The 25541-nt window shown below is 38.1% G+C and carries 20 protein-coding genes and 1 CRISPR repeat array; of the genes, 14 read left to right on the top strand and 6 right to left on the bottom strand.

What is annotated here, in order from left to right:
• Position 1: 1 nt before the first annotated feature.
• The 5 genes from cas7c to NSR00_RS10690 all read left to right on the top strand — a co-directional run bounded on the left by cas7c (position 2) and on the right by NSR00_RS10690 (position 8225).
• On the top strand, positions 2–853 hold the full coding sequence (gene cas7c, locus NSR00_RS10710; RefSeq protein WP_094244424.1) for a type I-C CRISPR-associated protein Cas7/Csd2: 852 nt from the start codon (positions 2–4) through the stop codon (positions 851–853).
• Positions 843–1502, top strand: a complete 660-nt coding sequence (cas4, locus tag NSR00_RS10705) for a CRISPR-associated protein Cas4 (protein WP_130158742.1) — start codon at positions 843–845, stop codon at positions 1500–1502. Before cas7c ends, cas4 begins: the two co-directional genes overlap by 11 nt.
• A complete protein-coding gene (gene cas1c, locus NSR00_RS10700; RefSeq protein WP_094244426.1) occupies positions 1499–2530 on the top strand; it encodes a type I-C CRISPR-associated endonuclease Cas1c in 1032 nt (343 codons plus the stop codon). Before cas4 ends, cas1c begins: the two co-directional genes overlap by 4 nt.
• A gap of 9 nt (positions 2531–2539) precedes the next feature.
• Positions 2540–2830, top strand: coding sequence for a CRISPR-associated endonuclease Cas2 (gene cas2, locus NSR00_RS10695; protein WP_094244427.1), 291 nt, complete (start codon positions 2540–2542; stop codon positions 2828–2830).
• Positions 2831–2997: 167 nt separating this feature from the next.
• Positions 2998–5895: a CRISPR direct-repeat array (repeat unit 32 nt; unit sequence GTCGCATCCTTTATGGATGCGTGGATTGAAAT).
• A gap of 626 nt (positions 5896–6521) precedes the next feature.
• Positions 6522–8225 carry a methyl-accepting chemotaxis protein gene (locus NSR00_RS10690; RefSeq protein ID WP_340788669.1) on the top strand — a complete coding sequence of 568 codons (1704 nt, stop codon included), beginning with the start codon at positions 6522–6524 and terminating at the stop codon, positions 8223–8225.
• A 116-nt stretch (positions 8226–8341) separates the two neighbouring features.
• Here NSR00_RS10690 and NSR00_RS10685 read toward each other — a convergent pair whose 3' ends face one another.
• Positions 8342–8671 carry a CHY zinc finger protein gene (locus NSR00_RS10685; protein ID WP_340788667.1) on the bottom strand — a complete coding sequence of 110 codons (330 nt, stop codon included), beginning with the start codon at positions 8669–8671 and terminating at the stop codon, positions 8342–8344.
• Positions 8672–9329: 658 nt separating this feature from the next.
• Between NSR00_RS10685 and NSR00_RS10680 the strand changes: the two genes are divergently transcribed.
• The 3 genes from NSR00_RS10680 to NSR00_RS10670 are packed head-to-tail and all read left to right on the top strand — an operon-like array spanning position 9330 to position 11687.
• Entirely contained in the window at positions 9330–9896 is a 567-nt protein-coding gene (locus NSR00_RS10680; protein ID WP_094244430.1) for a tyrosine-type recombinase/integrase, read from the top strand.
• 54 nt (positions 9897–9950) lie between these two features.
• Positions 9951–10451 (top strand): cation:proton antiporter regulatory subunit, encoded by a 501-nt coding sequence (locus NSR00_RS10675; RefSeq protein WP_066250077.1) that lies wholly within the window; start codon positions 9951–9953, stop codon positions 10449–10451.
• 9 nt (positions 10452–10460) lie between these two features.
• Positions 10461–11687 (top strand): cation:proton antiporter, encoded by a 1227-nt coding sequence (locus NSR00_RS10670; RefSeq protein ID WP_144598418.1) that lies wholly within the window; start codon positions 10461–10463, stop codon positions 11685–11687.
• 344 nt (positions 11688–12031) lie between these two features.
• Here NSR00_RS10670 and NSR00_RS10665 read toward each other — a convergent pair whose 3' ends face one another.
• Positions 12032–13210 (bottom strand): M20 metallopeptidase family protein, encoded by a 1179-nt coding sequence (locus tag NSR00_RS10665; protein ID WP_066250069.1) that lies wholly within the window; start codon positions 13208–13210, stop codon positions 12032–12034.
• Positions 13211–13684: 474 nt separating this feature from the next.
• Between NSR00_RS10665 and NSR00_RS10660 the strand changes: the two genes are divergently transcribed.
• Both NSR00_RS10660 and NSR00_RS10655 read left to right on the top strand, forming a co-directional pair.
• Positions 13685–14854, top strand: a complete 1170-nt coding sequence (locus tag NSR00_RS10660; protein ID WP_021292746.1) for an ISL3 family transposase — start codon at positions 13685–13687, stop codon at positions 14852–14854.
• A gap of 792 nt (positions 14855–15646) precedes the next feature.
• Positions 15647–16822 (top strand): acetyl-CoA C-acetyltransferase, encoded by a 1176-nt coding sequence (locus NSR00_RS10655; RefSeq protein WP_063386832.1) that lies wholly within the window; start codon positions 15647–15649, stop codon positions 16820–16822.
• A 330-nt stretch (positions 16823–17152) separates the two neighbouring features.
• Here the strand turns inward: NSR00_RS10655 and NSR00_RS10650 are convergent, their stop codons facing one another.
• Positions 17153–18580, bottom strand: a complete 1428-nt coding sequence (locus NSR00_RS10650) for a DHA2 family efflux MFS transporter permease subunit (protein WP_340789222.1) — start codon at positions 18578–18580, stop codon at positions 17153–17155.
• A gap of 176 nt (positions 18581–18756) precedes the next feature.
• Here NSR00_RS10650 and NSR00_RS10645 point away from each other — a divergent pair, with 176 nt between their 5' ends.
• The 4 genes from NSR00_RS10645 (at position 18757) to NSR00_RS10630 (ending at position 21539) form a co-directional block, all read left to right on the top strand.
• The gene (locus tag NSR00_RS10645) at positions 18757–19599 is read left to right on the top strand and encodes a TetR/AcrR family transcriptional regulator (protein WP_340788664.1); all 843 of its coding nucleotides are present in this window, start codon (positions 18757–18759) and stop codon (positions 19597–19599) included.
• 66 nt (positions 19600–19665) lie between these two features.
• Entirely contained in the window at positions 19666–20436 is a 771-nt protein-coding gene (locus NSR00_RS10640) for a threonine/serine exporter family protein (RefSeq protein WP_063386830.1), read from the top strand.
• Between the two features lie 17 nt (positions 20437–20453).
• Positions 20454–20879 carry a threonine/serine exporter family protein gene (locus NSR00_RS10635; RefSeq protein WP_340788659.1) on the top strand — a complete coding sequence of 142 codons (426 nt, stop codon included), beginning with the start codon at positions 20454–20456 and terminating at the stop codon, positions 20877–20879.
• A gap of 273 nt (positions 20880–21152) precedes the next feature.
• Positions 21153–21539: a gamma-glutamylcyclotransferase family protein gene (locus NSR00_RS10630; protein WP_066250059.1), complete on the top strand. Its 387-nt coding sequence runs from the start codon at positions 21153–21155 to the stop codon at positions 21537–21539.
• Positions 21540–21839: 300 nt separating this feature from the next.
• Here NSR00_RS10630 and NSR00_RS10625 read toward each other — a convergent pair whose 3' ends face one another.
• From NSR00_RS10625 to NSR00_RS10615, 3 genes are read right to left on the bottom strand one after another with little or no spacing between them, the layout of a single operon-like run.
• Positions 21840–22994, bottom strand: coding sequence for a mannitol-1-phosphate 5-dehydrogenase (locus tag NSR00_RS10625; protein ID WP_340788656.1), 1155 nt, complete (start codon positions 22992–22994; stop codon positions 21840–21842).
• Positions 22995–22996: 2 nt separating this feature from the next.
• Positions 22997–23431 (bottom strand): PTS sugar transporter subunit IIA, encoded by a 435-nt coding sequence (locus tag NSR00_RS10620; protein ID WP_063386826.1) that lies wholly within the window; start codon positions 23429–23431, stop codon positions 22997–22999.
• Position 23432: 1 nt separating this feature from the next.
• Positions 23433–25535 carry a BglG family transcription antiterminator gene (locus NSR00_RS10615; protein ID WP_340788652.1) on the bottom strand — a complete coding sequence of 701 codons (2103 nt, stop codon included), beginning with the start codon at positions 25533–25535 and terminating at the stop codon, positions 23433–23435.
• Between the last annotated feature and the right edge of the window lie 6 nt (positions 25536–25541).

Below are 25541 nucleotides of genomic sequence, written 5' to 3'. Positions count from 1 at the left end.
TATGTCAATCTTAGATCATAAAATTGATTTTGCTGTTGTATTATCGGTTAAAAAAGCCAATCCGAATGGAGATCCATTGAATGGAAACCGTCCGAGACAAAATTATGACGGACATGGAGAGATTTCGGATGTGGCCATTAAACGGAAAATCAGAAATCGACTGCAGGATATGGGAGAGTCCATTTTTGTTCAATCGAATGATCGAAAAGTCGATGATTTTAAAAGTTTAAAAGAGCGTGCAGAAGCACACCCGGAATTAAAGAAAATTATGAGTTCTAAAAACGGCTCAAGTGAAGAGTTTGCGAAGATAGCTTGCCAGTTATGGATAGATGTCCGGGCCTTTGGTCAAGTTTTTGCCTTTAAAGGATCCGATTTATCTGTCGGTGTTCGTGGTCCTGTTTCAATCCATACGGCAACAAGTGTCGACCCTGTTGATATTGTCAGCATGCAGATTACAAAAAGTGTAAATTCTGTAACAAATGAAAAACGCAGCTCTGACACTATGGGAATGAAGCATCGTGTTGATTTTGGTGTGTATGTCTTTTACGGCAGTATGAATACGCAATTGGCAGAAAAAACAGGATTTACAAATGAAGATGCGCTAAAAATCCAACAAGCTCTTGTTACATTGTTTGAGAATGACGCATCTGCTGCGAGACCTGAAGGAAGCATGGAAGTGCACAAAGTTTATTGGTGGGAGCACAATTCAAAACTGGGACAATATTCTTCCGCTAAAGTTCATCGTTTATTAAAAATTGAAAAAAATGTGGAAGAACCAAAATCGATTGATGATTATACGATCACTTTAAATGAGCTAGATGGTTTAAAAGCTGTGGTCATCGATGGTAAATAATGAGGAAGAAATTTATTTAATGTTGTCCGGTATTCAGCATTTTCAATTTTGTAGACGCCAATGGGCTCTCATTCATATTGAACAGCAATGGGAAGAAAATGTAAGAACGATTGAAGGACAATATCTTCATCGAAAAGCTGACAAGCCATTTATACGAGAGAAGCGTGGCAATAAACTGATTGTTCGAGCAATGCCTGTAAAGTCAAATGAACTGAAAATTACCGGTGTTTGTGATGTTGTTGAATTTGTTAAAGATAATAATGGTGTAGAAATAGTGGGTGCTGAAGGAAAATATGTTGCCTATCCTATAGAATATAAACGTGGAAAGCCGAAAATAAATGATTCAGATATATTGCAATTAACAGCACAAGTTATGTGTTTAGAGGAGATGTTACTTTGCAAAATAAACACAGGATATATGTTTTATAACGAGATAAAACGGAGAGTAGAAATACCTATAACATTAGAAAATAAAAATAAAGTAAGGTCAATTGTCTTAGAAATGCATGATCATTATAAGCGCAAGTATACGCCTAAAGTGAAAACTGGATCTTTTTGCAAAAACTGTTCCCTCCAAAATATTTGTTTGCCAAATTTAATGAATAAGCGGACTGTAAAAAGTTATATTGAAGGAAAGATAAAAGAATGAAAAAACTGCTTAACACATTATTTATCACTCAATCAGATGTTTATTTATCATTAGACGGCGATAATATTGTCCTTTTAAAAGAGAATGAGAAGATAGGTAGATTACCGCTTCATAATTTAGAATCAATCGTATCCTTTGGCTATACTGGTGCAAGTCCTGCATTAATGGGATATTGTGCAGAAAAAAATATTTCATTAGTTTTTTTAACTAAGAACGGTCGATTTCTGGCAAGAGTGATCGGAAAAAGCAAGGGTAACGTCATCCTTAGAAAGAAACAATATCGTGTGTCTGAAGATGAAGTTATGTCGGTAAAAATTGCACGTAACTTTATTATTGGAAAGATTTATAACAATAAATGGATAATAGAAAGAATGACTAGAGATTATCCATTACGAGTGGATGTAGCTCTTTTTAAAGAAATCTCTCAACATTTATCATCTATCATTCATGATGTGCGAGAGTGTGAAGATTTAGAAAGATTAAGAGGTTTGGAAGGACAAGCTGCTATAAGTTACAATAAACTGTTTAATCAGATGATATTACAGCAAAAAGAGGATTTTTATTTCCACTCGCGATCACGAAGACCGCCATTAGATAACGTGAATGCAATGCTTTCATTTGCTTATACGTTATTGGCAAATGATATGGCATCAGCGTTGGAGGGGGTTGGTCTCGATGCATATGTTGGTTTTTTGCATCGAGATCGACCAGGAAGAGCATCTTTAGCTTTAGATGTAATGGAAGAATTGCGGGGTGTTTACGCAGATAAGTTTGTCTTAACATTGATTAATAAAAAAATTGTTAACAAAGAGGATTTTATAAAAAAAGAAAATGGAGCTGTAATTATGACAGATGAAGCTAGAAAGAAATTCTTATCTGCATGGCAAAATAGAAAACAAGACAAGATAACACATCCATATTTAGGCGAGAAAATAACTTGGGGATTAGTTCCACATGCACAAGCTTTACTATTGGCCCGTCATTTACGTGATGATTTGGATGAGTATCCACCATTTTTATGGAAGTAGGTGTAAATTTTGTTAGTTTTAATAACTTATGATGTTAGTACTGTAAGCAGTGCAGGACAAAAAAGATTAAGGAAAGTGTCAAAAGTATGCCAAAATTATGGCCAACGAGTCCAAAATTCAGTTTTTGAATGTAACGTCGATGCAGCCCAATTTACAGCTTTAAAATTAGAACTTACCAATATTATTGATGAAAATAAAGATAGTCTCAGGTTCTATCAACTAGGAAACAATTATAAGTCTAGAGTAGAGCATATAGGTGTGAAAGCATCACTTGATTTAGAGGATCCTATAATTTTTTAGTGCGAATGTATAGTGAGCTTGAAATTCTTGATACATTCGCACCTGATTTTTTTGAAATTATTGCCATATTTTATTTTTTTTTGAAAAAAGTTCTTTATTTTTATAAAGAAAATGGCGGTTTTTTGTCAAAATTACATCAATTTAAGTAATTTTGAGGAAAAATCGCTGTCGCATCCTTTATGGATGCGTGGATTGAAATAATCTGTACCAGAATTGCAAGGTGCATTAAACAGTCGCATCCTTTATGGATGCGTGGATTGAAATTCCACGGAAGAGAGATTGTAAAATATTCCGTATTGTCGCATCCTTTATGGATGCGTGGATTGAAATGGCTTCAAAAAGGGCATTTATGTCCATTTTATCGGGTCGCATCCTTTATGGATGCGTGGATTGAAATCTTGATGATTTCGGTTATTTTCGGATTGTTCTCTGTCGCATCCTTTATGGATGCGTGGATTGAAATAACCTTGTTAAACAAGGATTAGTAGAAGACGTTCGGTCGCATCCTTTATGGATGCGTGGATTGAAATATGGCTTTTGTATTTTCGGCTGTAGCTTTAGCTGTGTCGCATCCTTTATGGATGCGTGGATTGAAATACAAATGCATCAGTTGCTGGTACTGCACCAACTAATGTCGCATCCTTTATGGATGCGTGGATTGAAATTTGATGGTATGAGTATTAAAGCAATATCAAAACATGTCGCATCCTTTATGGATGCGTGGATTGAAATAAATTCATATCTATTCATATTTTCAATACCTGGAGGTCGCATCCTTTATGGATGCGTGGATTGAAATTTATAAGGCTTTAAGTCCTTTTTAGCATTTTCTGGTCGCATCCTTTATGGATGCGTGGATTGAAATATTAGGAGTTACTAAAGGCTCACCTATCGTGATATGTCGCATCCTTTATGGATGCGTGGATTGAAATACCTTCTATTTGTTGCTTTTCGGTCCACATCATATGTCGCATCCTTTATGGATGCGTGGATTGAAATACGGATGCAGCGCATTATCTCGGTGTCTACGATCCGTCGCATCCTTTATGGATGCGTGGATTGAAATAATGCCAATTTCGTCTAAACGAGCTTTGATCTCCTTGTCGCATCCTTTATGGATGCGTGGATTGAAATACAGCTTCAAACATCAGCTCGATGCCTTTCTTGAGTCGCATCCTTTATGGATGCGTGGATTGAAATCTATAGCCGGAACCGCAGCCGGTGCAATTGGTGGGTCGCATCCTTTATGGATGCGTGGATTGAAATCGTTATTTTTAAACCATTTTTGTAGATGAAACACGTCGCATCCTTTATGGATGCGTGGATTGAAATGATGATGAAATAGGTATCGCTGAATATATGGATAAGTCGCATCCTTTATGGATGCGTGGATTGAAATACTTCTGCAACTTGCAAGGTCTTTTTCAAATCAGCGTCGCATCCTTTATGGATGCGTGGATTGAAATTGCAACGCTCGAATTACCATACTGCCTTTGTTGCCGTCGCATCCTTTATGGATGCGTGGATTGAAATTGTTTATTACAACGCAAGAGCCTATAACATCTCTAGGTCGCATCCTTTATGGATGCGTGGATTGAAATTCTTTTGATGTGATTTCTAAAGCTGTATGTATCTTGTCGCATCCTTTATGGATGCGTGGATTGAAATAATCGGTTGATGATGGAACAAGTATTGCCATTATATGTCGCATCCTTTATGGATGCGTGGATTGAAATTTAACTCTTACCGTCAAAAATACGACCTCTGAGAGTCGCATCCTTTATGGATGCGTGGATTGAAATTTTTGTCCTTTCCGAGCAATCTCCCAAGCAAGCGGTCGCATCCTTTATGGATGCGTGGATTGAAATAAATATTCGTCTGGCACTTCGAGATTTAACGCTCGGTCGCATCCTTTATGGATGCGTGGATTGAAATGACTTTATCAATCGGAGTGTTGGCGGATATATTAGGTCGCATCCTTTATGGATGCGTGGATTGAAATTTGCGAAAGGAAATCACGAGCATACCGGAGAGTTGAGTCGCATCCTTTATGGATGCGTGGATTGAAATCAACTATCGTACTCAACATTGCCGATACTCGACGCGTCGCATCCTTTATGGATGCGTGGATTGAAATTCTATCGTTCATATCTAGCGCAATGTCGATCAATGTCGCATCCTTTATGGATGCGTGGATTGAAATTAACGATAAGATTTCAAACACACAATTTCCCTGACGTCGCATCCTTTATGGATGCGTGGATTGAAATTCTATCGTTCATATCTAGCGCAATGTCGATCAATGTCGCATCCTTTATGGATGCGTGGATTGAAATTAACGATAAGATTTCAAACACACAATTTCCCTGACGTCGCATCCTTTATGGATGCGTGGATTGAAATGCAGGTATCACGAACATGGCGGTGATGAAATGTTGTCGCATCCTTTATGGATGCGTGGATTGAAATTCTATCGTCACGAACGATCATTCCGTTAATAGTGTCGCATCCTTTATGGATGCGTGGATTGAAATACCTCCTTTCTTTTAATTAATTTATTCGCTACTTGTCGCATCCTTTATGGATGCGTGGATTGAAATAAGAGGTTAAATTTTGTCATTTTATGTATGTTGAGTCGCATCCTTTATGGATGCGTGGATTGAAATCGTCAATAATCCCTTGTATCGTCGGCATTGCCGCGTCGCATCCTTTATGGATGCGTGGATTGAAATAATTCTACGTTTCAAGTCAGTTGTAAAAAAAATCAGTCGCATCCTTTATGGATGCGTGGATTGAAATATTTATAAGATCGAAAAACAATCTTACATCTTGATGTCGCATCCTTTATGGATGCGTGGATTGAAATCCATCAACCGGCGTACCGAGATATTTTTGTAACTGTCGCATCCTTTATGGATGCGTGGATTGAAATCGTCAAGGACACTTTTTTTGCGATCTCCGCTTGTAGTCGCATCCTTTATGGATGCGTGGATTGAAATCTTTATATCCCACTTAGTTTAGATAAAACATTGAGTCGCATCCAATACGGATGCGTGGGTTAAAATACTCCATATCCCCCTTTGCTTTATACATGTCTGAATTGTCACATCTTTTTAGATATGTGAAGAGATTGAAATTTCACAATAATTTGTGTTGAGTGCCTTATTGCCCAAGTTTGTTGTAATCCTTAAGTTTTTTAATGAAAATATTTTTGTAAAGGTTTAAAATGAAACATATACTAGTGCTTTTGTCATAATGCAAGAGAAATTAGCATTGCATGAATCAGAGGCTGGTTTAGGGGGAGTTTCCAATGGCTTGTAAAAGAGGTGAGACGATAATGAATATAAGCTTCTAAAGGTAAAATATTTTATCTATTTGGTTAGCATTCGGCTTGCTTCTTATTCGTGATGCCATTCGGAAAGATTTTATATTGCATTTTTCCCGAAATGGTTGTTTTTATATTTTAGTCGGTGCTAAAAATAGAAAGATTTTTGGCTATGCGGCAGCTTAAGTGCTTTCTGGTTTACCTGTTTTCTTTTTAGTATTTTCCGGCTCTTTTGCAACGGCTATATTCAAATAGCTTCCTGCTTTGCCGCTTTCATTTTAGTGATTCCATACGTTCTTTGCCGATGTGTAACCTCCAACTAGAAAAAGAAAAAAAGTTACATAAGAAGGTACGAGGGGGATTATTATGATACGGATGTATAAAAATTTAAATATTGGCTGGAAATATTCAATTGGTTTGATCGTAACAGTGGGATTATTTATTATAGCGTCTATTATTATAGGAAACCAATTTTTTCAAATAAAAAACAACATTGAACAAATTGACCGTAGAGGAGAAAAGGCTGTACATATAACGGAAATGGCTTCGCTTTTCAGGGCTGCTGATATTCGAGTTAGCGATTATATGAATACAATGGATGAAAAAAACTTGCAAGAGTTTAATGATCGTATGCAGGAGTATGAAGACAAAAAGAAGGGAATAGAGTCTCAACTGGAGACTAAAAATCAACGGGATTTATTAGCAAAGATTGAAACAAACAAGGAAATGATTAATGATCTGTTTTTAAACCAGCTAGTTCCGGCTTTGAAGGGTGGAAACAAGGAAGAAATCGGCAAGTTAAGAGAACAAATCGCTGAATTGCGTACAGAAACAGTTGCTCAGCTAGATCAATTGACAAAGGTCGTAGAGGAAGAACGCATTGTAGCTGTCAATCAAACATTCAATGTTATGCAGCACAGCCTACTCATATTGGTTTTATCTGTCCTTTTATCAATCGTTCTTGGGGTAACAGTGGTTTTCCTTATTACACGGACGATAAGGAAAAATTTACTTGTAGCAGTAAAAATGGCGAATCAAATCGCAGACGGGAACCTGCAAGGTCATGCAGTCATTTATGACGGTAAAGACGAAATCGGCCAATTAATCAATGCTATGAATAAAATGAAAGGAAACTTGCATCAGATTATTGGACATATGACAAATGTTTCAGGCAATTTAAGCAAACAAAGCAGAACGCTGTCACAATATTCCGAAGAGGTTCAGCAAGGCAGCCAACAGATTGCTTCTACCATGCAGGAATTATCAAGCGGTGCTGAAGAACAAGCGAACTCTGCATCAGAGCTATTAGAACAGATGAATGAATTTGAATCGATCGTAACAAATGTATTAAAAAATCAACAAGAAGTGCAGACATTTTCAGACTCCATGCTTACTCTGACGGAGGATGGCAGTCAGGCAATGATAAAATCAATCGAAAAAATGGAATCAATTGATGCGAAAATTCAAGGTTCACTCGCTATGGTAAAAGGGTTAGATACAAAAACAAACGATATTGCCAAATTAATTAACGTCATCCAAGAAATTGCCGATCAAACCAACCTTTTAGCGTTGAATGCTGCGATTGAGGCTGCGAGAGCAGGAGAACATGGAAAGGGTTTTGCAGTTGTCGCTGATGAAGTGCGCAAGCTTGCAGAACAGGTAGCTTCCTCTGTTTCGGAAATTACTTCTATCATTCAAGGCATTCAAACTGAATCTAAAAATGTTGTTATTTCATTGGAGGATGGCTATAGAAACGTAGCAGAAGGTACGGAAACTATTTCCAAAACAGGTGATATCTTTAATGAGCTAAAAGAGACCATTAAAAAAGTCTCGCATAAAATTCGCGGTATGTCAGAATCGATTAACAGTGTTCTTGACAATACGAAAAAAATGGGAGAATCCATTGAAAGTATTGCATCTGTATCAGAAGAATCTGCAGCTGGAATAGAAGAGGTGACAGCTACTGTTGAACAGTCTAATTCTTCTATGAAGGAAGTAGCAAATTCAGCAAAACATTTGGATAAAGAAGCAATGGATTTTGATCGATTAATACAGCAGTTTAAAATTTAGTTAGTTTTTGAGATTGTATGTAACACACGTCTATTTTAAAAAATGAGGGCCATTTCAAACTTTAGATAAATGTAAGTTTGAAATGGCTTTTTGTAATGCGTTTTGAAATGAATTTTTTAAGTTTCAAAATAATAATGACGGTGAAGTCCACAGCCTGGATTAAACTGCGCATTGCAGTTCGGGCATTGATAGGCACTGTGTAAATACTCATTAATAGTCAATTCTTTCCCGCAATGGCCGCATAAAATCGTCTTCTCATCAAACAAGGCTTTGGGCCAAACTTGTGGATTTCCGCATCCCTCTTCCTCATGGCATTTATGACATGGATAATAAGTCTGGCAGCAATAAAATTTGATTGCAATAATATCCACATCTTTATGGTAATGCTTGCAACGAGATTGTCTGTCGACAACTTTACCTTTCACTTCTATTCCATTTATGTGCATTGGCTTTTCACCCCAGTCCAAAACGTCTTTATCATGTGCCACAAACAGAATGAAAAATAGTCATTTTTTTTATATAAAAGTATAGCATAACTGTTTCTTTCAATTGTGCTTGGTTGTGATGACTTTGGGGGCTGTCTTAGAAAGTCAAATCGCCATTGAAAACAAAAAATCATAAACACCGATATATCAACGCTTCTAAAACATTAATGGGGGCGTCAATAAGCCGACTTTCTAAAAATAGATCAGTCTTTTCTTGATGATTTTGTGATATTGAGCAAAAACGATTATTTTAATGGCGCACAATATGGGCTTAGGGCATGCCGCAAAAGGACAAAGGTGCAACTCGAAATTTGGGAAGCGATGAGGTTCAAGCGAAATTCATAAAAGTGCAAGATAAAAAGCAGGTACCTAAATTGTTTCCTATGAAATGGAATAAAGAAAATACTGTATGCAAAATTGTTTAAAGAAGGCTTGAAACGGGCAGGATTACATATTAAAATTCCTCTTTTTTAGGAATAACAGAACAGCTAAACATAAAAAAAAACAGTTTGTTTACCTTATCCCTTATTTTCGTCTTAAAATCCAAAGCTTTGTTTGCGTGTTACATAATAATAGTATATAATAGTATTAAGTAACGTGGATTAAGGGGAATAACTATATGGAATATGTTGAAGCTCTAAGAGATATAAAACAAATCAATGCCATGAAAAGATATTTAAAAAAGCATTCAGAGCGAGATTATGTACTCTTTGTGTTTGGCATCAATACCGGTTTAAAGATCACAGAAATATTGGAAATAAAAGTAGGAGATGTTTTGGGGGATGACGGCTACATAAAGGATTTTTATCTGCTTCCACATAAAGAATCTAAAACGACTAAGGAAGTGTATCTCAACCAAAAAGTAAAAAGGGCGATTCTCCACTATATCCAATCGAGACAATTGAACCGCGAAGATTATTTATTCCAGTCCGCGAAAACGAAAAAGCCCATCACGCGTCAACAGGCTTACCGCATTATCCATCGTGCCGCAGAAGCGGTCGGCATACAAGGGAAAATTGGAACGAACTCTATGCGTAAAACCTTTGGATTTCATGCCTATAAACGAGGAGTCGCCATTTCTTTGCTTCAGAAATATTTTCACCATTCGTCTCCTTCTGAAACACTCAAATATCTAGGAATTTCGAAAGATGAAAAAATTAAAACGGAAATTGATGTAAACCTTTAATATTCAACAACCTTAATCCATTCATTTAAAACATTTATAAGGAGGAATTTTTGCATGAATATTAGAGAAAGTGAACTTCCGGGAATTGGATATAAGTTTGAAATTATTACAAAGAACCAAGATAAGCTTGTTATTGTCATCCATGATGATGGACGGAGAGAAATTTATCATTTTGATTCAGATGATCATGATGAGGTTTTAAGTACTGCCACATTTGATGACTCAGAAGCAAGACAAATTGCTGGAATTTTAGGCGGAATGGCATATAAACCTAAAGCATTAGAAACCGTTGACTTTGCGTTTGATGATTTAATTATTGAATGGTATCAAGTAGAACCTGGTGCACCAGTTGTGAATAAAACGATCGGTGAGATTGATATAAGAAACAATTATGGAGTTACGGTCATTGCTATTAAGAAAAAAAAGACAAAGAAGACACACAACCCAGGTCCGGATACGGTGATTGAGGCAGGCGATACATTAGTAATTTCAGGAGAACGAAACCAACTAAAACAACTAGTTAACAACTTATTATCGAACAAAGGAAAGGAGTGAGGTTTATAGATGGATCATTTAGTCTTTGAAGTTGGTACAGCACTTGTCCTTGTTGCAATTGCAGCTATTATCGCAAATAAGCTTAAATTTTCCATTATCCCTTTCCTGATTGTCCTAGGTATGCTTGTTGGCCCGCATGCCCCAACGATTGGGATTATCGACTTAACCTTTATTGAAAGTAAAGAAATTATCCAATTTTTAGGACGCATTGGTGTTCTGTTTTTGCTTTTTTATTTAGGTTTGGAATTTTCTGTTGGAAAATTGATGAAATCAGGCCGAAATATTGTGGTAGGCGGGAGTCTTTATGTAGCAATCAATTTTGTTTTAGGCCTTTTATATGGATTTATCGTCGGGATGCCATGGATGGAGACTCTTATTATTGCTGGGCTTGTCAGCGTGTCTTCCAGTGCAATCGTCGCCAAAGTCCTTGTTGATTTAAAAAGAACAGCAAATCCAGAAACAGAGTTAATCCTTGGGATCATCTTATTTGACGACATTTTTCTTGCTTTATTTTTAACCACAATGTCAGGTGTCTTGCTTGCCGGCTCTACTTCTGTCCTCGGTATCATTACCTCTGTTCTTATTTCGGTTGGCTATATGCTGCTGTTTTTTTTCATTGCACGAAAAGGTTCGCCTTTATTAAATAAATGGTTGAATATTAAATCTGACGAAATTTTCATTATTGTTATATTTGCTACATTGTTTTTTGTTGCTGGGTTTTCAGAAACCCTTCATGTTGCAGAAGCGATTGGCGCATTGCTGTTAGGTCTAGTTTTTTCAGAAACTGACTATCGAGACCGCATTGAACATATGGTAGTTCCGTTTAGAGATTTCTTTGGCGCAATCTTCTTTTTCAGCTTTGGATTGAGTATTGATCCATCAACATTAGCTGGTGCGATCTGGTTAGCTTTAGGCGCTGCCGCACTCACAATTGCTGGGAACTTTGTAGCTGGTATGATTTCGGGGAGGAAAGCGGGGCTATCCCATAAAGCTTCTACCAATATTGGTTTAACCATTATGGCTCGTGGAGAATTTTCGATCATTGTTGCAAATTTAGGGATTACAGCAGGATTAAATCCCATTTTAACTCCTTTTACTGCCCTTTATGTTCTTATTTTAGCGATCGTAGGACCGCTACTTGCGAAAGAAAGCAAAAATATTTACAAGTTTTTAAATAAGATTTTCAAATGGAGTAACACACCGGAAAAGAAAAAAATAAAAGTCCCAGGCGAGTAGCTCGCCAATGGGAAATTTTAAGCTCAATGAACATTATTATACACCAAAAACATCTCTCAAGAAATATAGAAATAAAACGCGAAAAATGTACGTAAGCTGTTTTCAAAAATTTATTGAAAATGCAGGTTTTCTCCTTATAACAGAAAACCTGCATTTCCTTGTAAACTATTATTTTGCGTACAAAATTTCGCATTTTTTGTTTGCGTTTCTTTAACGTATGGATCGAAGCGGCTGAACAGAATGTGCATTTGCTTGTTGACAGTTTCGCTACATAAAATCATCATTATTGTTGTTTCAATGTACATTTCGAATTTGTTGCACCACTTTTAATTGACATCATTTTTTTATTGTAAAAGATAATGATTGACAATACTTAAAAATATTTTCCCTGAGACGAGAAGCGCACGCTCGTCAAAGTCAAAGCGGGGATGGTGATGAGGATAATGAGTTTTTGGATCGTCTCCTCTTGCACCGACATGAAAATAAACACCTGGTTTATGCTTTAAATAGTATGCAAAATCTTCTGCTCCCATTGACGGCTGATAATTATAAAAACAGTCAGATGCATACGTCTCGCTAATAATGGCTCGCAATTGTTCGGTTTCATTTCTAGGATTGATAACTGGAGGATAGCCGTTTAAATAATCAATTTCGTAGCTTGCGTGCGAAGCTTGGCATAGTCCTTGAACAATCGCTCTGATTTCCTCCTCAATTTGCTTCCTAACGTTTGGATTAAATGTTCTTACTGTCCCTTCTATTCTAGCGTTTTCTGCAATGACATTGAAAGCTGTTCCAGCTTGAAACACACCAACTGTCACAACAGCTGAATCTATCGGATTCACGCGTCTGCTGACAATTTGCTGCAAGTAGTTCACAATTTGGCTGCCGATGACAAGAGCATCTACTGTTTCATGCGGACGGGCCCCATGGCCTCCTTTTCCTTTTATTTGAATCGTAAATGCATCGACAGCAGCCATAACGGGTCCTTCCCGTAAGCCTATTTTGCCGTACGGAATATCAGTGGAAACATGTGCGCCAAATACAAGGTCAACATCGTCCAGGCATCCATCTTCAATCATAAACTTGGCGCCGCCGGGCGGTTTTTCCTCCGCGTGCTGAAAGATGAATACGATGTTGCCTTTTAAACGGCTGCGATCGATTTCACTTAATACTTTTGCAACCCCGAGGAGAGCTGCTGTATGTCCGTCGTGGCCGCAGGCATGCATAACTCCTTTTACGGACGATCTGTAAGGAGAGTCGTTCTCTTCATGGATCGGAAGCGCATCAAAATCAGCGCGGAAGGCAATGGTTTTTCCTTCTTTTCCTCCCTTAATCATTCCGATAACTCCATTTCCGCCGATTCCGGTTTTTACCTCAATCCCAAAGGAGGAAAGCTTCTCTGCAATAAATTTTGGTGTATTTTCTTCTTGGAAAGAAAGCTCAGGATGCCGATGCAAATATCTTCTCCACGAAACCAATTGTTCGAAATTTTCCATTAAAGAACGATGAAGCTCTTTAATCATTTTCGCACCTTCTTTCAAAAATAATGATCCTTTTTTTCGATTAAAAGCTGTTAAATCCATCAGAAATATGAAGTATCTAGTAGTCTAGCTGGGAAGAGAAGTAAGCTGAGTTTTAAGATCAAAATAAACTCTTTAGCAGGTTAGATAAAACTCGTCTTTACTTCTAATCCAACTAAAAAAGGCTTCATCATGTATTATTTTCTTTAATATTTCGCCTTCTTTAGAAGTACGAAAACTGCTTTTTCAGGTATGGTTAAATATTTTAATCACCAATTCTTTATTAAACCTATACAATATATTGCAATTACTTAATATTCATTTTACCTCCCTTTTTTTGTCACACCAAGTAAAATTTGGCTCTTCACCACAAAATGTACTTGACAATCAGGTTGTTTTCTGATCAAGGGTACAAAAAATGCGAAATTTCCTGTATGGTAAAGGTGACCAAACCATCAACCATGGAGGAAATTTCGCATGCAATCTCAGTTTATCAAAGATTTGATCACTTTACCAGGCTTTCTTATTCATGGAGAACGAAAAGAGGGAGAACGATGGATTTTTGAACTTTCCCTCCCTCCTCATTGTCCGATCTGCCCGACTTGCTTCGGACGGACAACCAAAATATCATCGAAACGAAAACAATGGATTCATGGCTATACAAATACGGTCGGTTTATTTTGGATTGAACTTCCCATAGAAAGACGGCGTTGCCAAGCCTGTTTTCTGACGTTCACCGTTTCTTATCCGGGACTTCCGTCTCACAGTATCGCGACGGAATCGTTTCAACATTGGGTCGCCCAGTTATGCATCGGAAAAACGATTCAAGAAGTCGCTCGCTTGTTACAACTCGCCTATACGACAGTAGAACGCTGGTTTTATCAATATGCCCCGGCTCTTTTACCAACATCGAATCCTACAGTAGTATGTGTGGATGAATTCGCTTTCCGAAAGGGACATGATTACGGAGTAGCGGTGATGGACACACAGACTCGGAATGTCCTTTCCATTGCTTCTGGAAAAAATGAAGAAGCCATTGTGGAGGCGCTTCAACCCGTCGCCTCCAAAGTGAAGTATGTTGTCAGCGACTTGGCTCCTGCCATGAGAAAAGCCATTGAAAAGGTATGTCCAAAAGCCATCCATGTTCTTGACCACTTCCATGTGATTCAGTTATTCACCGATGCACTGGAACGTTGTCGCAAATACCTTGCCAAAGGCGGAACCAAACATGGAAGCGTTCGCCGCGTGTGCCGATTGTTAAGCCAACGTCCAGAAAAATTAACAGAAGAAGAGAGACAGGAAGTTCGACAATGGTGCCAAGAAAGTGCTTATTTACGTGATGTCTATCAAGCACTTCAACATTTCCGTTACGTATCCAAAAGCCAAACAAGAAAGCAAGCCGAAACTCGTTTGACCCAATGGTTTGACCGGTACCTTTTTAGCGACTGTGCCGCCGTACGCAGTATTGCCAAGGCACTCATCACCCGAAGAGACGCAGTGCTTTCTTGCATCGTTTTTTCTTACTCAAATGGTCCAATGGAAGGAATCAACAACAAAATAAAATTGATCAAAAGGCGAGGATATGGGTATCGAAATATCCAGCGTTTTACTTTGCGTGTCCGTCTAGAGACCTCTATCACATTTTAACGTAAAAATCAAGTACATCTTTTGGTGATGAACCTAAAATTTTTCATTTATTTATATTTTACAGAACCATTTAAGAATGCATTCGCTGCCTCTATATAGAACTCTAGTAGAAACAAAAGAGGTTAACTCATGAAAAGTTCGCTATTTCTCAAAACGAAAGAACCAAGCTGGAAAAGGGATATAAAGAAAGCGCCATAAAAATAATCGAACAACCAGAACGTTCGAACATAAAAATGACCTGTCCTTTTCCTAAAGCGAGAAATGTAATATTCGATGATTGGTTTTTAAAAACAACACGTCCGGATTAGTACCATAAGATAAGGTGCCATCTTCTTTTCCGGGTTTCTACCATTTTTAAATTGTACATTCCAGAGTGGTTTAATAATTAATTCTTCTTTTCTAGAATATAATGTATCTCTAATTCTTCAAGATCCAATACTACTGTTTTTTCTTCGGCAACCATCATACTTTCAGCAAATGATCGAAAATATTCACCCCAACTTATTTTGACATCATTCCATTTTTTACTTCATTAACAATCCAGCGGTTGTTTTTGAAAAACCGTTTTTACCTGACGTTTAGTTCATCTATACGCAAATTTGCTGAATTCTCCTTTGATTTTTAAGTATTTTTAACATTGTTATTTAATTTTCGTAATTTTATAATGAGCGTGTAAATAATTTTCATTATTCTGATAAATGAAAACGCTTTTTTATGCGCTAACGCATCAGAAATATTTGATACATGCAAAGGAACTGCTGGAATACCGAAATGTTTAGAGGAGTGAATAAAATGAAAGATATCGTTTTGCTGGAAGGAGCAAGAACGGCATTTGCTGAAATATCTGGATCATTTCGAAACACTACTGCGACTGATTTAGGTGCATTTGCGGCTAAAGAAGCTATTCGAAAATCTAATATTTCGCCTGATGAAATTGATCATGTTGTGTTTGGAAACGTTCAGCAATCAAGTAGAGATGCACACATTTTAGCAAGACATGTTGGATTAAAAGCCGGCACCCCGATTGAAGTTCCTGCCGTAACGATTAATCGTTTATGCGGGACGGGGATTGAAGCAATCTTAACAGGCGCCCGCTACATTTTAACGGGAGAAGCAAATGTTGTGCTGGCTGGCGGCACGGAAAATATGAGTCAAGTACCGCATGTCATTCGCGGTATGAGATGGGGAAGTCCTCTAGGTTCGCCTGTTGTAGAAGACTGGTTATGGGATGGACTATATGATACGTATGGCGGCTGCACAATGGCTGAAACAGCTGAAAATTTAGCTGTCAAATATAATTTAACGAGGGAAGAAATTGACCGTCATGCTTTATCTAGCCATGAGCGTGCGATTGCAGCGAGAGAAAAAGGGTATTTTAAAGAAGAAATTGTACCGGTTACTGTGAAAGGGAAAAAAGGAGACATCATTATTGATCAAGATGAACATATCCGCCATACGAGCATGGAGCAGCTTAGTAAATTAAAGCCTAGATTTATTGAAAATGGTGTTGTCACGCCGGGAAATGCAAGCGGTATGGTTGATGGAGCAGCTGCTGTTGTCATTGCATCAAGTGATTATGCAGAAGAAAAGGGGTTAAAACCGATTGCCCGCCTTGTTTCCTGGGATGTTGTAGGAGTAGAACCGAAGTATATGGGGATCGGTCCGGTTCCAGCTATTCAAAATGCATTAAAGAAAGCAAATTTAACGATTTCTGATTTGGACTTAATTGAAATCAATGAAGCTTTCTCTGCGCAATATTTAGCATGCCAAAAAGAATTGGGCTTTGATCTTGAAATAGGAAATGTAAATGGGGGAGCGGTTGCGCTAGGACATCCTCTTGCTGCAAGCGGAACAAGAATCACGACAACTCTTATTTATGAATTAAAAAGACGAAACAAAAAATATGGTGCTGTATCCGCATGTATTGGCGGTGGGCAAGGAATCGCCGCTGTTTGGGAAGCGCTGTAAAATCAGCAGAGAAAAATTGAAGGTTATGTTCCGGCTAAACAAGAAAATGACAGGTTAAATAGAATGTTGATCAAACCGTATTTGTTTCCATGCGGCAAGGCGATTTCAAAAGAAAAATGGGGTAACTGTATCGGATGTCAACTTCTGATGCAGAACATATTATTGAAGCAGTCTCTGCAGCTTTTTGATTATAAGAGGGTTGATGATAAGTAAATAGGTATGAAATGTTCAGCTGCTGTTGAAGCTGCCTTTTAATTCCGGCTGGAAAATCTAGATATTTTGAATGAAAAAGCCTCTAGACTTATGAACTTCGTCTAGAGGCTTTCTATTTTATGATGCGGATTGCTTTAAATATGTTTCTCCTTCAGGTTTTGCCCGTTTGATAAAGAAAGTGAGAACGAGGGCGATCAGTGCAATTAACAATGATATTTTGAAAGAAAAGTTGATTCCATTCAGCATTGCCTCATTCATAATATCGGCCATTTTAGCTGGATCACCCGCTGCGGCTTGAGCCAATCGCTCCGCCTCCGACTCCGTTTTATTTTGCATGAGCGTGACAAGCAGCGCTGAACCAGCAGCTCCTGAAACTTGCTGCAACGTGTTGTTCATCGCTGTAGCGTGCGGGTTCATAGTTTGCGGCAGCTGATTGATTCCGTTTGCCATGACGGGCATCATCACCATCGACATTCCCAACATTCTTAATGAGTACATAAGCATTAAAAAGCTGTAGGATGTATCCATTGTTAAGTGGCTGAATTCATATGTTGTAAAAATGGTAATAGATAAGCCGATAATGGCGAGCGCTCTAGCACCAAATTTATCAAAAAGCCTTCCTGTTATCGGCGACATAATTCCCATGATGATTGCTCCCGGCAGCATTAAAAGTCCGGAATCAAAAGGTGAAATGCCGCGAATTGTTTGAATATATATTGGCATAAGCAGCATCGCTGAGAACATCGTCATCGAAAGGACGATCGAAATAGCGGATGATAAGGCGAACATCGGATATTTATAAATTCGAAATTGCAAAAGAGGCTCTTCCATTTTTAATTGCCGCACAATAAACAAGACTAAGCTGATCGTTCCGACAATAATGGTTCCATATACATAAACGGAATCCCAGCCTTTTTCCCCGGCGGAGCTAAACCCGTATAAAATGCCGCCAAACCCGATGCTTGATAAGATGAGCGATAAAATATCCAAAGATATTTGTTTTTGCGGCAAAATGTTTTTTAATTTAAAGATTGCAAGGATGAGTGTGAGAGCAGCGATCGGAATAACAATGTCAAACAATGTACGCCATGAATAATGCTCAACAATCCATCCGGATAGCGTTGGCCCTATCGCTGGCGCAGTGATCATTACGAGTCCAAAAAATCCCATTGCTGTGCCGCGCCGTTCAACAGGAAAAGCGACAAGCATGACATTCATTAATAAGGGAGCCATGATCGCTGAACCGGCCGCTTGAAACATTCTTGCAACCAATAACACGCCAAATGTCGGCGAAAGTGAAGCTAGCACTGTACCGGCTGTAAACAAGCTCATTGCTGTTAAATATAGTTGGCGATTCGTAAACTTTTGCAACAAGAATGCGCTGGCAGGAATTAAAATCCCATTAATCAGCATGTAGCCTGTTGACAGCCATTGCGCGGATGAAGGAGATATTTCAAAATCCTTCATAATGGATGGAAGTGCAACATTTAGAAACGTTTCGTTAACAAAAGACACAAAGGCACCAACAAATAAAATGGCAATCATCCCATAAGGCGGTTTGTTTAATGTTTCATGATTGGTCAAGCGAGAATCCTCCTTGTACTTATAGTATATTATTTTATACTGTTGTTATAAAAGATAATAATAATATATACTGATAGTATAAAAAAATCAACAATAACTTTATTTTTGAGTTCAATCATAAAGGATGTGCAGTCAAATTGAACGATCGAAAAAGACAAGTAATGGAAGCGGCGCATGCTCTTTTTGTTGAAAAGGGATTTGTGAGAACATCTATTCAAGACATTTTAGATAAAAGCGGGATATCGAAAGGGACATTTTATAATTATTTCTCATCGAAAAAAGAACTATTAATTAGTATTTTTGAAAAGATTAAAATGGAAACAGATCAGCGGAGAATGGAAGTGCTGGCTTGCAGGCAAGCAAACGATAAAAACGCGTTTATCGAACAAATTCAAGTCAAGATGGAAATCAGTAAAGAAAATAAACTATTCGCTCTGTTTTATGGTGTGCTGATGTCAGAAGATGAAGAGCTTAAAGAAATGGTACAACAGTATCATTTTGATGAACTTTGCTGGGCACAGAAGAGGATTGCCGAAGTATTCGGGGAACAAATACGTCCGTATTCGGTTGATTTGGCCGTGTTGTTGTATGGAATGGTTCAAAACGCCATTCATTTCGCTGTCACTGCCGGAGCAGAAATAGAAATTAACAGCATAATCGCTTATTCGTTGAGAAGAATTGAAAAAATAGCGGAAAATGTTGTGAAAGCGAAGGATCAGCTATTTGATCCGGATATAGTAGAAAGGCTGGAGCCGGAAGAGGCTTTGAATCGGAAAAAGAAAAAGGAATCCCTTTTCAATCAAATTGATAAAATAAAAAAATCGGCAGATGAGGAGCAAAAGGAATTGCTATCCTTTCTAAAGGAAGAATTGCAATCTTCTGTTCCGCGGCGAGCGCTGATTTACGCGGTGATGTCCCAAATTGATCAGAAGAAAAAGCTTGAGCATTTGGTCGATGAGGTGCTAAGATTTAATACTTAAAGACCTATAAAAGGCTGAATCGTTTTGCCATTCACTTACCAAAAGACTTGGATATAATAATAGGAAATGAAGTTTATTGGAGAGATTAGCGTGCAATTAAATTCCAACAAGATTATTGAAGCCTGTTTGCTAGCTGGTAAAATTATGCTTGAAAATGGAGCGGAAACGTACCGCGTTGAGGATACGATGCAGAGGATGGCTACATCGCTTGGTGTAAAGCAGTCTCATTGTTTTGCTATGCCCACTGGAATTATATTTTCCATTGACGAAATGGAACAGACAAAACTTGTACGTGTGCTGGAACGGACAATAGATTTAAATAAAGTTGCGATGGTGAACAACATTTCTAGAAGGATGGCGCAGGGTGAAATATCTGTTGATGAAGCTTTGCTGGAACTGAAGCAAATAGACGAATCAAAACCTGAATATCCAGTTTGGCTGCAATTGACCTCCGTTTCCATCTTGAGCGGCTGGTTTTTAATCATGTTTCAAGGAAAGTGGGCAGATTTTGTTCCTGCCATGATTTCAGGCGGCTTAGGTTTTGCATTTTTAGTTTATGTTCATCGTTTTGCTAAAATTAAATTTTTTTCAGAGTTCCTAGCATCGTTTGTCATTGGATTTACAGCCATTTGGCAGGTGAAGCTGGGCATCGGGACAGATTTAGATAAAATTATTATCGGTTCTGTCATGCCGCTTGTACCGGGGCTGCATATCACGAATGCTGTCCGCGATTTAATGGCAGGACATTTAGTGGCTGGATTATCAAAGGGAGCTGAAGCGTTTTTAACAGCTTTTGCGATCGGGTCAGGAATTGCCATCGTTTTATCGATTTATTAATTGAAAGGATTGTTGTCATGCTGTCACAACTTGCAGCAAGCTTTATTGCAGCATTTGCATTTGGAATTATTTTTAATGTACCAAAAAAGACGTTATTTGCATGCGGAATTGCGGGAGCAGTTGGATGGCTTGCGTATTTATTCTTGATTCATTTTAAGATGGATTTAATTATCGCTGCATTTATTTCAGCGCTTCTTGTTGCCTTCATTAGTCACTTGTTTGCGAAAATGTATAAAGCACCGATCATCATTTTTTCTGTCCCAGGAATTATTCCGCTTGTCCCAGGAGGGATTGCGTACGATGCCATGCGCCATGTCGTCGAGCAAGACTATTTTATGGCGATTGAACTAGCAGCTAAAGCTTTTATCATATCAGGAGCCATCGCCATGGGACTAGTGTTTTCCGAAGTATTGAATCGGATGATTATGAAAATTATTCGGTAGTAGCTCTTTTCAATTAGTTTATCGGTGCATTTGCCGCTTAGGGAACAAATTTTTATACATGTCAGTTTTCATGGTCTTGCTTAGCTGGTTATGTTTTTTAAGGTGGGGGCGGTAGCTCTTTTCAATTGATTTGCCGCCTAGGAATAAATTTTTTTACATACTAGCTTTCATAGTCCCGCTGACCGGCTATGAATTTTTGAGGTGGGAAATCACTCTTTTCAACTGACGTGTCGATGTTCACTGACCGGATTAAACTTTTTGAGGTGAGCTGACATGCTTTATCAAGTTTTTGTGTATGGAACGTTGTTAGTCGGCGAAGCAAATCATCATGTTGTAGAGCCCTATTTAATCTCTTGCAAAAAGGGGCATGTGAAAGGCCGACTGTATGATGTAGGAGATTATCCAGCGCTTGTTCTTGATGAAGGAGAAGACGAAGTTGCCGGTGAATGGCTCATTGTGACAGAAGAAGGATTAAGGCAAATGGATTTGCTGGAGGATTTTTTAGAAGGCCGGCCGAATAATGAGTATGAGCGTGTTTGGGTCAAGGATAGCCGGCAAAATATAGAAGGTTTTGTTTACGTATATTCCTTGGAAAAAGCGCAGCATCTTCCTATCATATATTCCAATTCATGGCGAGAGCATCGGAGAAATCAAAAGTAAAAGGCTGATTCAACACATTGCTTTTCAGCGATGTTGAGTCAGCCTTCTTTGTATAGTTTTAGTATTGATTGTGAATGATGAATATGTTTTCTTGTTCATTACATTTGATTGACGGGATTGTGGCATTAGCCCACAACTTCCTGAAAGTAGCCGGCATCCGCCAGCTACTTTCAGATAAAAATCGAAAAAATATAAAAGCAAGTGGAGAGAAACGAATTGTTTTTCTCCACTTGCTTCATTTTAGGGACTTATCGGACAGCCCCGGTGTTTAAACAGGCAGAATGAACCATCCTGCTTACATTATTTCAATTTGATGAGCTGTTCATATTTTTCAAGAATTAGTTTTGTTAACGGGTCGTTTTCGTCAAGCTGGCTGTACTGCTTCAAAGCTGCAGCTGCTCCTTTTGTTTTAATGATTTCTTGCAATTCGACTGCCTCTTGGTCTTCTTTATAGTCAAACAATAGCGCAGCTGCTACAGCTGTTGCAAGATTTTCAGGTTTTTGACCGAATTCCATTAATCTTTTTGCTGGTAAAATTAATCGGTCGTTTGCGCCAAGCTTGCGAATAGGTGATCTGGCTACTCTAGTGACATGATCGGAAATTTGTTTGTTTTCAAATCTAGAGATAATCTTATCGATATATTTTTGATGCTCGGAACGATCAAAATGATAAGTTTTCGCCAGCATGTCGCCGGTTTCAGCTAGCGCGCCTTCTAAAATTGGGCGGACAAACGGGTCCAATACAGCTTTGTCGATTGTTTCTATATTTTTGAAATAGCCTAAATAAGCTGCAGTAGCATGTCCAGTGTTGACAGTAAATAGCTTGCGCTCAATATATGGATTTAAGTCGTCAACATAGGTGATTCCTTGAATATTTGGCAAGCTTCCTTTTATGTCTGTTTTTTCCACGACCCATTCAAAAAATGGTTCAACAGAAACTTTTAAAGGGTCCTCGTGGGTTTGTAATGGAACGATGCGGTCGACAGCTGCATTAGGAAAGCCAACATATTGATCCAATTTTTGTTTTTCTTCATCTGTAAGCGATTTGCCCACTTCTTCTTTTAATAATTGGCTGCCGCCGATCATATTTTCACATGCAATAATGTTTAAAGGCTGGACTGACTGTTTAAATCGTTCCTTAAGTCCTGAAGCGATTGTCGGTGCAATGATTTTTAAAATATTTGGACCGACAGCCGTTGTAATTAAGTCAGCTTGGCAAATGAGATCGATAACTTTGTCAGTTTGTTTTGCACTGTTAATTCCTTTTACACCTGTGACGGTGATTGTTTCTTTTTTTTCGCTGGCTAATTCGATGATATAACTTCCTCTTTTATTTAGCTCAGAGATTAGATTTTCATTCACGTCAAGAAAATATATTTCATAGTTAGCTTGATTTAGAAGAGCGCCGATGAATCCTCTTCCTATATTTCCAGCGCCGAACTGCAAAGCGATCATGTTTATTCCACCTCATTGAATAAATTGATTAATTCTTCTTTAGTTGCTGCATTGATTATACGGTCAACATTTTCTTCCTCTGAGCAAAGGATGGCGATTTTCGACAAGAGCTCCAAATGTTCGTTGTCTTTTCCGGCAATTCCGAACACTACTTTAGCAATGTTGCCTTCTCCATATTCTACGCCTTCAGGAATTTGAATAATGGAAATACCTGATGATAAAATGTCTTTTTTTCCTTCTTCTGTTCCATGAGGAATAGCTATATGGTTTCCCATGTATGTGGAAGTGATTTGTTCTCTTTCAAGCATTTTGCTGATATAATGTTCGTTCACATAGCCGTTTTCCACAAGAACCTTTCCAGCTAATTTAATAGCTTCCTCCTGATTGTCCACTTTTGCATTTAAAACAATATTCTCTGCTGTTAATATTTGCTTCATCTTAGTCACTCCAATTAAAAAATTTTTCTTTCATATAACGATGGAAAATCTCATTCAGCTTATGATAGACAGCTGCTTCATCTCCGCTTTCAAATAATGCTAAACTGCTTTTGCTTTCAATAATAGCTGAACTGATTTGGCTTAATATTTCCAGCTTATTTTGAGTTAGCTGTTCAGGAGCTAAAAGCAGCAATATCCGGCTGATTTCCATCGCATTTCCGTCCATTCCGAGGACGTTGTCCGCTTTGTCCAAATCATAAATACGAAATAAAGGAATCAATACTTCTTCATCTTTTAAATGAAATAAAGCAATTTTTGTCCCGGGAATTCCCAATCCTCCTTTTTGTTCTCTCGCCAAAAGCTTCTTCGCAACGGATTCATCATTTGTGATCAATTTTTCTTTATGCAATGTGCGGGCGATTTCCAAAAGATTTTTTTTATGCTGTCCTGTATTTTCAAGCAAGCTCACATTGAAATGGAGCAAAACTGTTTTGATAATATCGCCCAGTTCAAAAAATTGATCGATGATGTGAATCATATCGTTTGAAGGATTTTTCCGGAAAGGAATGCCCGGAACATTGTTTTCAATTCTTTTGAATTCTGTCAGCTTTTCATTCATGTACCTTTTTATTTTGGCGATATCATGCTCATTTAACAGCGGGTTAACTGTAATATATGGCACATGACGATACGGAAGATCGGTAGTTGAAATAATAATATCGTATTGGCTGATATCCAGCCTTTTTAAATCAATAAGAGAAGCAATATGAATGTTTTCTATTTCAGGAAATTCCTTGCGAAGTCTCGTTGCCAGCATTTTGGAAGAACCGATTCCGCTGGGGCAAACAACTAATCCCTGCAGCGAAATATTCTCCATCTTTGATTCCAAAGCGGAGCCAAAATGCAGTACGAGAAAGCCAATTTCATCCTCTGATAAATGAAGATCATAAAAGATTTTTTTTACCCCTTCTTCGACAGACGCGAAAAGGGCGGAAAATTTTGTTTTGATCTGTTGCAGCAGAGGATTGTGCGTATGAATCTTCTCTTTTGAACGTGTAATAGCAGGGACAAAATGGGCTACCAGCCCTTGATATAAAGATTGATCTTCCGTCAAGGGAAAGCCGGTTTTGTTGGAAACAAATTCAATGAGCGCATGGACCTTTCTTGAAATGTCTACATCTACATCAAAGAAGGAAAAATCTTTATCTTCTTTTCTGCGCGCACCTAATAAATGAGTCGTGACATAGCCGATTTCCGCTTCAGGAAACTTGATCTGAAAGGCTTTTTCCAATTCTTTGACGATCACGCGGGCGGATTCGAATTCTTTTGTGCCTTTCAATTCTTGAAAAACTTGAGGATCGATATCGATCGTTTCGCCTTTTTGGATTCTTTCCGCTGCCAGCATTAAATGGACTGCAAGAGCAATATAGGCACTGTCCGCAATAGAAAATAAAATGGTTTGCCGAAAATTTTCAAGTACTCCTTCAACCGTTTTTATTTTTTCTTCATCAATGATTTCAAAAATTTTTTCCCTTTTTTCATTTTTCTCTTCTTTTATTTGCCTTTCAATTGCTTGCAAAAAACTTTTTTCATCCAATTTCTCCATTATAATGTTTCCAAGGAGAGCCCTCTTTCCATTTTCTGGTCCAATGAGTTCTATTCCGTATCCTCTTTTTCGGATGAGCTTCAAATCAAATTGAGCAATCCATTCTTCGATTTGATCTAAATCATTGCTTACGGTTGCAGAAGTGACGTTTAATTTTTCGGCTAGTGTAAACAGTTTTAGAGGCTCGCTGGCCTCTAAAAGTGAACATAGGATAAGCACTTTTCTTTCTTCTTGGCTAAAGTCTGTGTGCTCTCCAGATCGGATATCTTTTAATAAATTTTGTTTCCGCAGCGATGGACCGAATAAGCGAATTCCTTTTCCTTGCAGGCTGTCAATATAAAGACCATATTTTTTTATCACTTTTTTTATATTTTTAAGCTCCCGGTGAACTGTTCTTGAGCTGACGTTTAATCGTTCAGCGATCTCTTTTGTGGAAATGTGTCGGTCCTCCTGCAGCATTAATTCGATGATTTCCCGTTCTCTCGCCCGCAAGTACATGGAATT

This window comes from Aeribacillus sp. FSL K6-8394 (assembly GCF_038008865.1).
In the GTDB taxonomy this organism is placed as follows: domain Bacteria; phylum Bacillota; class Bacilli; order Bacillales; family Aeribacillaceae; genus Aeribacillus; species Aeribacillus composti.
The sequence above is the reverse complement of the archived record's forward strand: the minus strand, read 5'-3'. Positions and strand labels throughout refer to the sequence as shown.

Bases quoted from the DNA above. Each gene is read 5' to 3' on its own strand.
- cas7c (WP_094244424.1), top strand. From the start codon at position 2: ATGTCAATCTTAGATCATAAAATTGATTTTGCTGTTGTATTATCGGTT.
- cas4 (WP_130158742.1), top strand. From the start codon at position 843: ATGGTAAATAATGAGGAAGAAATTTATTTAATGTTGTCCGGTATTCAG.
- cas1c (WP_094244426.1), top strand. From the start codon at position 1,499: ATGAAAAAACTGCTTAACACATTATTTATCACTCAATCAGATGTTTAT.
- NSR00_RS10690 (WP_340788669.1), top strand. From the start codon at position 6,522: ATGATACGGATGTATAAAAATTTAAATATTGGCTGGAAATATTCAATT.
- NSR00_RS10685 (WP_340788667.1), bottom strand. From the start codon at position 8,671: ATGCACATAAATGGAATAGAAGTGAAAGGTAAAGTTGTCGACAGACAA.
- NSR00_RS10680 (WP_094244430.1), top strand. From the start codon at position 9,330: ATGGAATATGTTGAAGCTCTAAGAGATATAAAACAAATCAATGCCATG.
- NSR00_RS10675 (WP_066250077.1), top strand. From the start codon at position 9,951: ATGAATATTAGAGAAAGTGAACTTCCGGGAATTGGATATAAGTTTGAA.
- NSR00_RS10670 (WP_144598418.1), top strand. From the start codon at position 10,461: ATGGATCATTTAGTCTTTGAAGTTGGTACAGCACTTGTCCTTGTTGCA.
- NSR00_RS10665 (WP_066250069.1), bottom strand. From the start codon at position 13,210: ATGATTAAAGAGCTTCATCGTTCTTTAATGGAAAATTTCGAACAATTG.
- NSR00_RS10660 (WP_021292746.1), top strand. From the start codon at position 13,685: ATGCAATCTCAGTTTATCAAAGATTTGATCACTTTACCAGGCTTTCTT.
- NSR00_RS10655 (WP_063386832.1), top strand. From the start codon at position 15,647: ATGAAAGATATCGTTTTGCTGGAAGGAGCAAGAACGGCATTTGCTGAA.
- NSR00_RS10650 (WP_340789222.1), bottom strand. From the start codon at position 18,580: ATGATTGCCATTTTATTTGTTGGTGCCTTTGTGTCTTTTGTTAACGAA.
- NSR00_RS10640 (WP_063386830.1), top strand. From the start codon at position 19,666: ATGAAGTTTATTGGAGAGATTAGCGTGCAATTAAATTCCAACAAGATT.
- NSR00_RS10635 (WP_340788659.1), top strand. From the start codon at position 20,454: ATGCTGTCACAACTTGCAGCAAGCTTTATTGCAGCATTTGCATTTGGA.
- NSR00_RS10630 (WP_066250059.1), top strand. From the start codon at position 21,153: ATGCTTTATCAAGTTTTTGTGTATGGAACGTTGTTAGTCGGCGAAGCA.
- NSR00_RS10625 (WP_340788656.1), bottom strand. From the start codon at position 22,994: ATGATCGCTTTGCAGTTCGGCGCTGGAAATATAGGAAGAGGATTCATC.
- NSR00_RS10620 (WP_063386826.1), bottom strand. From the start codon at position 23,431: ATGAAGCAAATATTAACAGCAGAGAATATTGTTTTAAATGCAAAAGTG.
- NSR00_RS10615 (WP_340788652.1), bottom strand. From the start codon at position 25,535: ATGTACTTGCGGGCGAGAGAACGGGAAATCATCGAATTAATGCTGCAG.